The sequence below is a fragment of the Kribbella sp. CWNU-51 genome (assembly GCF_054073265.1).
The window spans coordinates 276701-287521 of the sequence record NZ_JBSXMZ010000007.1; the positions used below are offsets into that span (position 1 = coordinate 276701).

The 10821-nt window shown below is 69.3% G+C and carries 14 protein-coding genes; 1 reads left to right on the forward strand and 13 read right to left on the reverse strand.

Translation table 11 applies throughout. The annotated features are described in order from the left end of the window. Positions 1 to 24 precede the first annotated feature (24 nt). Together ACXC9Q_RS09680 and ACXC9Q_RS09685 are read right to left on the reverse strand one after the other, a co-directional pair. Positions 25 to 1437, reverse strand: a complete 1413-nt coding sequence (locus ACXC9Q_RS09680) for a PH domain-containing protein (RefSeq protein ID WP_457056144.1) — start codon at positions 1435 to 1437, stop codon at positions 25 to 27. Beyond that, positions 1434 to 1922, reverse strand: coding sequence for a PH domain-containing protein (locus ACXC9Q_RS09685; RefSeq protein WP_457056145.1), 489 nt, complete (start codon positions 1920 to 1922; stop codon positions 1434 to 1436). The genes ACXC9Q_RS09680 and ACXC9Q_RS09685 overlap by 4 nt, the downstream gene beginning before the upstream one ends. A 26-nt stretch (positions 1923 to 1948) precedes the next feature. On the opposite strand from ACXC9Q_RS09685, the gene ACXC9Q_RS09690 reads away from it, so the two are divergent. After that, a complete protein-coding gene (locus ACXC9Q_RS09690) occupies positions 1949 to 3154 on the forward strand; it encodes an NADH-quinone oxidoreductase subunit D (protein WP_457056146.1) in 1206 nt (401 codons plus the stop codon). Positions 3155 to 3273: 119 nt separating this feature from the next. Here the strand turns inward: ACXC9Q_RS09690 and ACXC9Q_RS09695 are convergent, their stop codons facing one another. From ACXC9Q_RS09695 to folE, 11 genes are all read right to left on the reverse strand, one after another. Then, entirely contained in the window at positions 3274 to 4230 is a 957-nt protein-coding gene (locus ACXC9Q_RS09695; protein ID WP_457056147.1) for a hypothetical protein, read from the reverse strand. Between the two features lie 59 nt (positions 4231 to 4289). Next, entirely contained in the window at positions 4290 to 5078 is a 789-nt protein-coding gene (locus ACXC9Q_RS09700) for an inositol monophosphatase family protein (RefSeq protein WP_457056148.1), read from the reverse strand. A gap of 25 nt (positions 5079 to 5103) precedes the next feature. Continuing rightward, positions 5104 to 5499, reverse strand: a complete 396-nt coding sequence (locus ACXC9Q_RS09705; protein WP_457056149.1) for a hypothetical protein — start codon at positions 5497 to 5499, stop codon at positions 5104 to 5106. A 44-nt stretch (positions 5500 to 5543) separates the two neighbouring features. Beyond that, complete coding sequence (locus tag ACXC9Q_RS09710; protein WP_328525805.1) at positions 5544 to 5984, reverse strand: hypothetical protein; 441 nt, start codon at positions 5982 to 5984, stop codon at positions 5544 to 5546. A gap of 11 nt (positions 5985 to 5995) precedes the next feature. After that, positions 5996 to 6520, reverse strand: a complete 525-nt coding sequence (locus ACXC9Q_RS09715; RefSeq protein ID WP_457056150.1) for a DUF3180 domain-containing protein — start codon at positions 6518 to 6520, stop codon at positions 5996 to 5998. Positions 6521 to 6522: 2 nt separating this feature from the next. Further along, a complete protein-coding gene (gene folK, locus ACXC9Q_RS09720) occupies positions 6523 to 7080 on the reverse strand; it encodes a 2-amino-4-hydroxy-6-hydroxymethyldihydropteridine diphosphokinase (RefSeq protein ID WP_457056151.1) in 558 nt (185 codons plus the stop codon). Further along, positions 7077 to 7466, reverse strand: coding sequence for a dihydroneopterin aldolase (gene folB / locus ACXC9Q_RS09725; RefSeq protein ID WP_457056152.1), 390 nt, complete (start codon positions 7464 to 7466; stop codon positions 7077 to 7079). The genes folK and folB overlap by 4 nt, the downstream gene beginning before the upstream one ends. Before the next feature lie 76 nt (positions 7467 to 7542). Then, positions 7543 to 8025 (reverse strand): nuclear transport factor 2 family protein, encoded by a 483-nt coding sequence (locus ACXC9Q_RS09730; protein WP_457056153.1) that lies wholly within the window; start codon positions 8023 to 8025, stop codon positions 7543 to 7545. Continuing rightward, positions 8022 to 8819: a dihydropteroate synthase gene (folP, locus tag ACXC9Q_RS09735; protein ID WP_457056761.1), complete on the reverse strand. Its 798-nt coding sequence runs from the start codon at positions 8817 to 8819 to the stop codon at positions 8022 to 8024. Before folP ends, ACXC9Q_RS09730 begins: the two co-directional genes overlap by 4 nt. Before the next feature lie 104 nt (positions 8820 to 8923). Further along, a complete protein-coding gene (locus tag ACXC9Q_RS09740) occupies positions 8924 to 10072 on the reverse strand; it encodes a S1 family peptidase (RefSeq protein ID WP_457056154.1) in 1149 nt (382 codons plus the stop codon). A gap of 139 nt (positions 10073 to 10211) precedes the next feature. After that, positions 10212 to 10784, reverse strand: a complete 573-nt coding sequence (gene folE, locus ACXC9Q_RS09745) for a GTP cyclohydrolase I FolE (protein WP_328525799.1) — start codon at positions 10782 to 10784, stop codon at positions 10212 to 10214. Positions 10785 to 10821: the final 37 nt, after the last annotated feature.

Sequence of the window (10821 nt, forward strand, 5' to 3'; positions counted from 1 at the left end):
GCTGGCTCAGTCGGAGCCGCTGCGCTATGTGGCCGAGCTGTCGTCGGCCGGCGAGGCCGCCGAGCTACTCGACCCCTCCGGGCTCGGCGGGTTCGGCTGGGTGTGGACCGCGGTCGGAGCGGACGCCACCCGGCGTGCTTCGCGGGCTCTCTCTGCCTGAGCCTGGACGAGTTGCGCGGCCTCGAGTTGGTCGCGGTGGAGCGCGATGGCGTCGGTCGGGCCGAGTGGGGTGTCCACATGGACGTTAGCCAGGCCTAGCCGCCGTTGGAGCGGGCCCTGCTCCAGCCGCACGGACTGTGTCTTGTGGTGCAGCACGATCGACGTACGGCGGCTCACCCAGCCGCGGACTGTGACCAGCACCTGGTCGTCGGCGCCGTACGCGAGATAGCGCCAGCCGACGGGGCGCAGCCACTTGGCCCGCTCCGGCGCGACGTGCATCGGGATGCGCGCGAGGTCGAGTCCCGGGAGGATGCGGGCCAGCACGCCCGCGACCTCGCCGCGGTCGCCGACCGGCAGGAGCGGGGCGCCCTGGCGCTCGTCGTCGCCGTCCTCCTTGTTGCCGGCCACACCGGCGATGTCCAACTCGACCCGGGCCCAGCCGAGCAGGCGCCAGATCAGCGGCTCGGTGATCAGCAGGCCTTGCACGCGGCCGGGCGGGATGGTCTGCCGCTGCACGTCGAAGAGGCCGCGCTTGGTCCGTAGACCATGGCCACTCTCCGACAGGGTGAAGCCGTGGTTGCCGACGACCTGTTTCCAGATCGGCTGCACCACACCGAACAGCAGCGGCAGAGCGGCGAACAGACCGATGTGGAAGTCTAGCCACTCAGTCGCGACGATCAACCAGATCACAGCGCCCGCACTAGCGAGGACTGTGGACGACAGCAGGGTCGCACCGAGCAGGCGGGTCGTCGGGACGACCAGAAGCGGCGCCGACTCCACCTGCTGTTCCTGCTGCTCGGCGACACGCTCGCCCTTGGCCCGGACCAGCAGGATCGTCCGGAGCTCGACTGCCTCGTCGTACCGGAAATAGCTCAGCTTGCCGTCGCTCTTGCCACCGCCGGCCACGTCCATCCGCAGCTCGGCCATCCCGAACAGGCGGGCGACGAACGGCTGGGCCACGTCGATCGCCTGGATCCGGTCGAACCGGATGATCCGGGTCCGCCGGAACAGGAACCCGCTGTCCACCCGGATCGCATCGTCGGTCAGCTGCCACTTGGTGAAATACCAGGACAGGGCGCCGAGCAGGCTGCCGCCGACGAGTACGGCGGCCAGACCGATGCCGGCGAACGTCAGATTGCTGCGCAGACCCTCGTTGTTGACCAGTGCGACGGCCGCGACGACGAAGTAGCCCCAGCCCTTCACGAACGGGGTCAGGGGATGCAGCCGCACCCCGGTCTGCTCAACGACCGCGGTCTGCCCGGGCGGATGCTCGGTCACAGGCCCCACGCCTGGGCCTGACCGAGGGCGGAGAGACGGTCACGCAGGCGGCCGGCCTCGTCCGGGTGCAGGCCCGGGATCTTGGCGTCGGTCGCCGGTGTCGCGGTGTGCAGCTCCACGGTCGCGATCCCGTACGCGCGCTCCAGCGGACCCGCGGTCACGTCGACGAACTGCATCCGCCCGTACGGCACGACGACCAGCTCGCGGAACATGATCCCGTGGCTGACCAGCAGCTCGTCGTCGCGTTCGGCGTACTTCCAGGACCTCTGGTTCCGTCCGATCAGGACCCACGACCAGCCGAAGGCGGCCACGGCCACGAGCAGCGCCAGGCCGCCGTACGCCCAGCCCAGGGTCAGTCCCAGCCCGAACAACGCCGCCAGCCCGAGCACGCCGGCCATGATCGCCGCGTTCAGCCGGCGGACCGCCGCCAGCTTCGGCGAGACCGGCGTCCAGCTGACATCCGAGGGTGCGAAGAGGTCATCCACACTCCAAGCCTGTCACGATAGGTGGCATGAGTACCGAAAGAGTGGTCGGGATCGGCGCGGGAGCGGCTGGATTCGACCCTGCGTACGAGCGCGGCGGGACCGGGAGTGGCTCGGAACTGGCGACCACCGACATGGTGCTCAACATCGGTCCGCAGCACCCGGCGACGCACGGCGTACTGCGGCTGCGGCTGACCCTGGACGGCGAGCGGATCGTCGGGTGCGAGCCGATCATCGGCTACATGCACCGGGGCGCGGAGAAGCTGTTCGAGGTCCGTGACTACCGGCAGATCATCGTGCTGGCGAACCGGCACGACTGGCTGTCCGCGTTCGCCAACGAGCTCGGCGTCGTCCTCGCGGTCGAGCGGATGATGGGCCTGGAGGTGCCGGTCCGTGCGGTCTGGCTGCGCACGCTGCTGGCCGAGCTGAACCGGATCCTGAACCACCTGATGTTCCTCGGCTCGTACCCGCTGGAGCTCGGCGCGATCACGCCGGTCTTCTACGCCTTCCGCGAGCGGGAGACGATCCAGGCCGTGATGGAGGAGCTCTCCGGCGGCCGGATGCACTACATGTTCAACCGGGTCGGCGGGCTGAAGGAGGACCTGCCGTACGGCTGGCTCGGTCGCGCGGCCGGCGCCTCGGCCGCGGTCCGCAAGCGGCTGCCCGACATCGAGGACATCGTGCTGGGCAACGAGATCTTCCGCGCCCGCACCGTCGGCGTCGGCAAGCTCTCCCCCGAGCTCGTCTCGCAGTACGGCGTCTCCGGCCCGATCGCCCGTGCCTCCGGCGTCGACGCCGACCTCCGCCGCGACGAGCCCTACCTCGGCTACGACGAGTTGCTGCGCGACGGCGTACTCCGGGTGGTCACCCGGACCGACGGCGACTGCTTCTCCCGCTTCTCGGTGCTGCTGGAGCAGGTGAAGGTGTCGCTCGACCTGGTCGACGCCTGCCTGGACAAGCTGTCGGCCCTGCCGGCCGGGCCGATCAACGTCCGGCTGCCGAAGATCCTCAAGGTCCCCGAGGGCCAGACCTACGCCTGGACCGAGAGCCCGCTCGGCATCAACGGCTACTACCTGGTCTCCCGCGGCGACAAGACCCCGTGGCGCCTCAAGCTCCGCTCCGCCAGCTTCAACAACATCTCGGCCCTGCCCGCGCTGCTCCCCGGCACGATGATCCCCGACATGATCGCCATCCTCGGCAGCATGTTCTTCGTCGTCGGCGACATCGACAAATAGCCGCCCGCCCCCGAATCGGCGCGGCGCGTCGGCGCGTCAGCGGGTCGGCGGGTCGGCGGGTCGGCGGGTCGGCGGGGAAAGAAGTTTGCATCTGGCGACGAATTCTTTCCCCACCGCCGTCAGCGGACCGGGCACGAGGGGCCACAGGGCTTCGCCGGCAGGTGCCGATCCGTACGACGCATCACCTGGAGCACCTGGAGTGCGGCCCTGCACGGGCGGCTGGAGATATCAAGCCAGCCGTAGCGCAAGGTGACCTCCGAACGCAGAGCCGCACGATTGTCGCGTGCGAGGTCCCGCCACCGCTGCCGTGGCGCGAAGTGAAACCGGCCGTCGAGCTCGACCACCACATCGAACGGCTCGTAGGCGACGTCGGTGAACTCGCCGTCCACCGCACGCTGCCGCCGCCCCGACGGCAATCCGTGGGCACGTTCGACCGTGCGCAGGTACCGGAGCTCGAGCAACGAATGCGTTCCCTGGGCGACATCCGCGAGGATCGACCCTAGTGCGGCGCGATGACGAAGCTGCGGTCTGCCGTCGAGCGCGCGCAGAATCTGGCCGGGATCCACGCGACCGCTCTGACAAGCCTCGGCGACCACTGCGGCCGCCTCGTCCAGGGAACCGGAGATACCGACGATCTCCAGAATCGCTTCCGCGGGTCGGCTGCGCGGTGGGACGACCTCGGCCAATCGGTTCTCCCAGTGCTTGTCCCGGGAGATCACGAGACCAGGGCGGGCGCGGACACGCCGCCGCCAGGGGATGGTCACGTACACAGGACGCCGATGGTCGCAGGTGACCAGGCCGAGCTGCTCCGCGGCGGTGTAGTGGCTCCACGCGGCCTCCGGTCCCGCGTAGAGCAGGGCGGCCACAAGCCGTTCGTCGTACCCGATCGGCCCGGTGTGAGTTACATAGACGCCGGGATGAATGGTTCGCCACCGCCGGCCCCGCAACCGGCGGCGGATGTCCGTTTCACTCCAGCCCGCGGCCAGCGCCTGGGCGCGGGAGACGATCCGGTGCTGCTCATGGATGAGCACCTCGATGCCTTCGTCGTCAAGTTGTTGCCGCCACCACCAGTCCACCCGGACCAGGGTGACGGATCTCCGCGACCGGCGTCGGCGAGGCTGTGGACAACTCCTCGTCAGGCGGGAGTCGAGGCTTGCCGAACCAGTTCGAGGAGTGGGTCCGCGATGCCGGCAGCGACCGCGAAGGTTCCGCGGGAGTCCGGCGTGTGCTCGGAGCCGTCGAGGTCGAGCACCAGCAGGCCCGCCTCTCGGCAGATGCAGACGCCTGCCATCGTGTCCCAGGGTTTGTTGGAGAACATGATCGTGGCGTCGAAGTAGCCGTTCGCGGTCCAGGTCAGCGCGGTGGCCGCCGTACCGATCATGCGGAGGCGCTGAGCGCGCGGATAGAGCCGCTGGGTCAGGGCGAAGCGCTCGGCGTTCTGGGCTTCCGCGTCCGGGCCGACGGCATAGTCGCCGACGGCAACCAAGGCGTCGGTGAGGTCACTGCACTCGCTGCCCCGGATCGGTTTTCCGTTGCAGGTGGCGCCGAGGTTCTCGGCGGCGGCGTACCTTGTCCCGAGGGCGGGGTGGTCGATCACGCCCGCCACGGCGCGACCCTCGTAAATCAAGCCGAGCGAGATGCCCCACAGCGGCACACCATGGATGAAGTTGACCGTCCCGTCGACCGGATCGAGCACCCATCGCGTCCCGTCGGTCGCGCCGCCTTCTTCCTCCCCGAGTACGCCGATCTCCGGCGTCTCGCGTTCGAGGAACGCCCGCACCTCCCGCTCCACCGCGAAATCCACCTCGGACGCCATGTCCCGGTCACCCTTGGAGGTCAGCGCGCCCGGTCCCCGGGAGTCGGTGATCACCCGGCCGCGATCGACGGCGGCTTCGGCAACCTTCAGCAGCTTGGCGAGATCCACACCCCAGAACCTACGCGACCACGCCTCAGGCCGTGTCGAGCGCCCTGCGCTTGCGACGCCAGGCGGCCGCCGCGGCCACCGTACCGATCGCCAGTACGCCCGCGGCGGCGGCCTGGCCGATCTTGATCGGGCAGCCGGAGGCGCACTGCGGGATCGGGTACGGCTGCCCGGGATTCAGCTCGTGGGTCTCGTCGGCCGACACGTACGCCTCGTCCGCCGGGAACGGCCAGCCCTCCGGATTCAGCAGGCGGTACCAGTCGGCGTCTTCCCACGCCTTCCGCTTGCACGTCACGTTCACCGACGGCGACTCGAAGGGTGTCGGACCCAGCTGCCCGATCGGCAGGTGGTCCTGGTTGTAGACCGTGACGTGCCCGTTCGGGTCTTTCATCGTCACGGCCGGGTAGTTCGCGTCCAGCCCCATGCTGATCCCCTCCCCACCTCGCAGTATGGGGCGGGACGGCGTACTCAGGAAGCGGCCAGGCCCCGGAGTTTGAGGTCGACGACGGTGGGGGCCTCGGCCTGGGAGTGTTTGTCGCCGGCGGCAACGACCGTGGCGACCTCCTGGTCGATCTTGTCCAGGCGGGCGTCGATCTTGTCCAGCCGGCGTTGCATCAGGTCGACGAACTCCGCGTTCTCGACCACGCGGGCGCTGGTGATCCGCGAGTACTCCTGGGCCACCTGGGCTCGCTCGTCGGAATGGGCCAGGCGTTCGACCAGCAGCTGATGGCGGAACAGCACCGAGGCGGCGATCGCGATCACCACGGCGGCTACCGCGGCAGCCCGGAGAATCCAGGCGTTCTGCGAGAAGAGCGCGGCACTCACGCCCAGGCAGACAACGATCAGCAGACCGTTGGCGACGGTGAGAACTGTGGTCCTGGTTCGACGGCGGCTACCCCTTGACCCCATGGACCGACATGTTAGGGGGTCTCGTCCGGGTCCTCGGGAATACGACACGCGCGTTCGAGCAACAATCCGGCCGTGACGACCAGCACTGAGACCACCGCCGCGGCACCGGCCATGATCACACGGTTACGAGGCCCGGAGGAGCCCATCGCCTGCAGGAAGGATAACGCGAACCCCGCGTAAACCCCGGCGCACAACGCGCCGACGAACGCGCTCGCCTTCCCGATCAGCAACAGGAACACCGCGCGGGACGGTTCCATCCGCTCCCGCCGGACCTGGATCCGCTGATGAGTGTTGCGGGCCGCGGCGAACAGCAGCGCGGCCAGGAAGCTCCAGGCGATCAGGGTCAGCCAGGAGACGGCCGGCGCGACACCGCCGCTGGACTCGATCGCCTGCACGATGGTCACGCCGATCGCCGCCCCGAGGACGGCGATCGCGATCAGCAGCCGGCGTGAGGTCGGCCGGACCGAGCCCGGACGCGGCGGTTCCTTGCCGGGCTCGTTACTGGGCGCCTGGCCTGGCTCGGGACCGCCGGACACCACTACTGCAGCTCGATGTCGAGCTTGGTCACGCCCTCGGTGCCGACCTTGGCGAGCAGTTCGGTGACCGGGCCATGACCCGGCAGCACCGCGTCCGGCTCGATGTCGAGCCAGGGCGCCAGCACGAACGCACGCTCGTGCGCCCGCGGGTGCGGCACGGTCAGCTCCTCGGACTCGATCGTCTTCTGGCCGTACGTGATCAGGTCGACGTCGAGGGTCCGCGGCGCGCCCGGCACGCTGCGCTCCCGGCCGAACGCCTGCTCGATCGCGTGCGCGCGGTCCAGCAACAGGTCGACCACGAGCGTGGTGTCGGCGAGCAGTACGACGTTCAGATACGGACCGGACTCGTCCGGACCGCCGATCGGCTGGGTCTCGTACAGCGGCGAGACCTCGACCACCACGACGTCCGGGGTGTCCCGCAGCGCATCGACCGCGCCCTGCAGGTTCGCCTCACGATCGCCGAGATTGCTGCCGAGCGACAGGATGACCTGGCGGATCGGCTTCAGGCCACCGCTCAGGGTGTCCGCGTCGATGACGTGGGGACTTGGGGTCTCAGTCACGAGGATTCTCCGGCTCTGCGCTGCACGGTCAGGACAACGTCGTCGAACGGCACCGTGATCGGCGCCGAGGGTTTGTGGATGGTCACCGCGGTCGCTGTCACCCGCCGGTCGGCGAGACACAGGTCGGCGATGCGCTGGGCGAGGGTCTCGATCAGATCCACCGGGTCGTTCTCGATCGCCTGGTGCACCTGCTCGGCCACCACCCCGTAGTTCACGGTGTCGGCCAGGTCGTCGGAGGCCGCGGCGGGCCGGGTGTCCAGCTCCAGCCGGACATCCACGACGAACTCCTGCCCGTCGGCTCGCTCGTGCTCGAACACTCCATGGCGCCCGAACCCACGGATACCACGGATCTCGATCACGTCAGAAGCAAGCACGGGAGTACTCATCCACGTCCTCGCTTCGCTCCGGGCGCGGATGAGGCACGGTATGCGCTGTGCTCGATGGTGAACTCGCTTCGCTCGCTCACGGCGCCTCCTCCTGTCGGCCCCCAGACGACAGTACCGGTGAGGCATGGTGGATCCACAACCGCCAGCCGGTAGAAGTTCGACGGAAAACGTTCGTGGCGAGCGCCTTGCCGCCCGCGAACCCCTCCTCGGGAGCACCTTCACCCGAGGACAGGACATTCTCCGTACACGTGACGTATGCCACGTCTTCATCCACGCGCACCTGCACATCGGTGAGGAAGAACTGGATGTACGGCGTGTTCGCGAAGATCATCGCCCAGGCGCGCATCATCTCGGCGTACCCGGAGATGGCCGCGTTCCCGGGGTGGATGCAGACCGGGTCGGGCTCCGGCAGCCAGACCGCCGCCATCAGGTCCAGGTCGCCGGCCTCGAACGCGTTGTAGAACGCGGTGTTGGCGGTCAGCACGACGTCCTCCACCGAGGCACCGCGCGCGCCTTCGCCTCCTGCGCTCCGGCGCGGACTGCCCGGTCCGTCCGTCATACCGCTCCCCATCTCTTCGCCACCCGGACAGCGTCCGCGCTCGGCGCCACCGCGTGCGCCCGGACACACCAGGCTCCCGCTGCGGCGGCCAGGGCGGATACAGCCGCGCTCGCATCGTCTCGTCGTACGGCCGGTCTGGGTTCACCGGTCTGCTCGTCGGCGAGCAGCCTACCGAGGAACGCCTTCCGGGACGCACCGATCAACAACGGCCGATCCAGGACGGCGAATTCCCGCAACCTCCGCAGGATCTCCCAGTTGTGGTCCGCGTTCTTCGCGAACCCCAGCCCGGGGTCGAGCGCGACCCGGCCGAGATCGACGCCGGCCGCACGGATCGCGTCGATCCGCTCGGCGAGTTCCGCGATCACCTCGGCGACCACATCGGCGTACTCCGCCTTGTTCTGCATGTCGATCGAGTGGCCACGCCAGTGCATACAGACATACGGCGTACGGCGCTCGGCCACCAGCGGAAGCATGTCCGGGTCGGCCTGGCCGCCGGACACGTCGTTGATCATCACCGCACCGGCGTCGAGGGCGAGCGCGGCGACACCGGCCCGCATGGTGTCGACCGAGATCAGCGCACCCTCGGCGGCGAGCGTCTCGATCACCGGGAGCACCCGGCGGATCTCCTCCTCGGGCGCGGGCCGCTCGGCGCCCGGCCGGGTCGACTCCCCGCCGACGTCGAGCAGATCGGCCCCGTCGGCCAGCAACTCCCGGCCGTGCTTGATCGCGGCGGACGGCTCGAACCACTCACCGCCGTCGGAGAACGAGTCCGGCGTCACGTTGACGACGCCCATGACGAGACACCGGTCCAGCACCGGCAGCCCGTCGACGTGACCCCACGACCCATCGCTCACCCGACCACCGTAGTGGCCCCCACCCCCAACCCCACCAGGTGGGATCAGTTAGTGAGGACCAACCGTGACTTGGTGGCTTGAAGCGCTTCTGCGATCGGCTGTGCGTAGGACTCGTTGGTCTGGCCGTACTTCTCCAGGCACTGCCCGTCGATCAGCGCGGCCCCACTGGTGATGCCCTGGGCGTAGTTGCCGGTCATGTTCGCGCCGCCGGAGTCGCCGGCCTCGACGCATGCGGTGTGCTGGAAGAGCCCGCGGACGACCTTGTTGCTGCCGTAGTTGACGGTCACGTTCCGGGCGACGATCCGGCCGCAGGTCCAGCCGGTGGTCTTGCCCGACTTGCAGAGCGTGGATCCGACGGTCGCGTTCGCGATCCCGCGGACCGCGATGTTGCCGGCTCCCCAGCCCTCGACGTAGCCCTGCTGGTTCCAGCCCTCGATCACGCCGACCGTGCCGAAGTCGTTGCCCGGGAAGCTCGAGGTCCGGGTGTTGCCGAGGATGTAGCCGTTCCGCGAGAACGACGGCTTGCCGGCCGTGCAGTGCCCGGCGGTCAGGAAGATCCGGGTGCCCTTGGTGGTCCGGGCGTTGAAGCCGAGCGAGCAGACGTAGCCGGTGTTCTTGTCCACCTGGACCCCGCCGCGCAGGCTGAAGTCGTCGGCGGTCGTGGTCACCTTGCCGGCGACGGTGCGGACCGTGACCCGGTCGCCGTTCGCTTCGGCGCGGGACAGGAACCGCTCGGTGAGCTGGTCGTGCGCGCCCGTCGGCACGGTGACGACCACGGTGCCCGAGACGGGATCGACGTACCAGGACCGGACCTTGCCCGCGCTGGAGCCGGTGGCGAGCTGGTCCAGCTCGCGCTGCACGGCGGTCAGCTGGCCGATCGTGAAGCGGACCAGCCGCGGGATGGCGCCGGCCTCGCGGACCAGCTCGGCGGCGGTCAGGTCGGACACCGCGACGACCAGGTCACCGGCGTCGTCGTAGTAGCTGCCGACCACGCCCGAGTCCGGCTCGAGGTGCTCCTCGAGCGCCTCCGCGACCGCCGGCGACCGCTCGGTCACCTTCCCGACCGGGTCGGACTTCTGACCGGTCGGCTTGGTCCGCGTCTCGGCGGTGGCCCAGTTCGCCGCGACCAACCCACCGGCCGTCAGTACGACGACCCCGGCAAGTGCGGCGCCGACCCGGAAACGCCCCGACATCCTGTCCTCCTCACACCGGCACCTGGTCCCCGTTGGCCAAGTGCCACTACGGAAAGTAAACGCTCAGCGACAGAATGTCTACAGGTATCGGCTTCCAAACTCCAACGAATCAAGGCTGCCTGAGGCTACGGGCGGGTGTTCAGCCGACGATCAGGCTCATCGCCTCGGCGCGGGTGACGGGGTTGCGGAGCTGGCCGCGAACGGCGGAGGTGATGGTCTTGGCGCCGGGTTTGCGGACGCCGCGCATGGTCATGCAGAGGTGTTCGCACTCGATCACCACGATCACCCCGCGCGGCTCGAGCAGCTCGACCAGGGACTCGGCGACCTGAGTGGTCAGCCGTTCCTGGACCTGCGGTCGTTTCGCGTACAGGTCGACCAGCCGGGCGAGCTTCGACAGCCCGGTGATCCGGCCGTCCCGGCTGGGGATGTAGCCGACGTGGGCGACCCCGGTGAACGGGACCAGGTGGTGCTCGCACAGGCTCCAGACCTCGATGTCCTTCACCAGCACCATCTCGTCGTGGCCGATGTCGAACGTCGTCGTCAGCACGTCCTCGGCCCGCTGACCCAGTCCGCCGGTCATCTCGGCGTACGAGCGGGCCACCCGGGCCGGCGTGTCCAGCAAGCCCTCGCGATCCGGATCCTCCCCGATCGCGATCAGCAGTTCGCGGACGGCCCGCTCCGCCCGTGCATGGTCGAACTTCGGCGACGTCATCTCGCCACTCTAAACAGCAGCGCCGCCACCGGATGGG

Excerpts from the sequence above, each read along its gene's own strand:
- ACXC9Q_RS09690 (WP_457056146.1), top strand. The coding sequence starts at position 1,949 with ATGAGTACCGAAAGAGTGGTCGGGATCGGCGCGGGAGCGGCTGGATTC.
- ACXC9Q_RS09705 (WP_457056149.1), bottom strand. The coding sequence starts at position 5,499 with ATGGGGCTGGACGCGAACTACCCGGCCGTGACGATGAAAGACCCGAAC.
- ACXC9Q_RS09710 (WP_328525805.1), bottom strand. The coding sequence starts at position 5,984 with ATGGGGTCAAGGGGTAGCCGCCGTCGAACCAGGACCACAGTTCTCACC.
- folB (WP_457056152.1), bottom strand. The coding sequence starts at position 7,466 with ATGAGTACTCCCGTGCTTGCTTCTGACGTGATCGAGATCCGTGGTATC.
- ACXC9Q_RS09730 (WP_457056153.1), bottom strand. The coding sequence starts at position 8,025 with ATGACGGACGGACCGGGCAGTCCGCGCCGGAGCGCAGGAGGCGAAGGC.
- folP (WP_457056761.1), bottom strand. The coding sequence starts at position 8,819 with ATGGGCGTCGTCAACGTGACGCCGGACTCGTTCTCCGACGGCGGTGAG.
- ACXC9Q_RS09740 (WP_457056154.1), bottom strand. The coding sequence starts at position 10,072 with ATGTCGGGGCGTTTCCGGGTCGGCGCCGCACTTGCCGGGGTCGTCGTA.
- folE (WP_328525799.1), bottom strand. The coding sequence starts at position 10,784 with ATGACGTCGCCGAAGTTCGACCATGCACGGGCGGAGCGGGCCGTCCGC.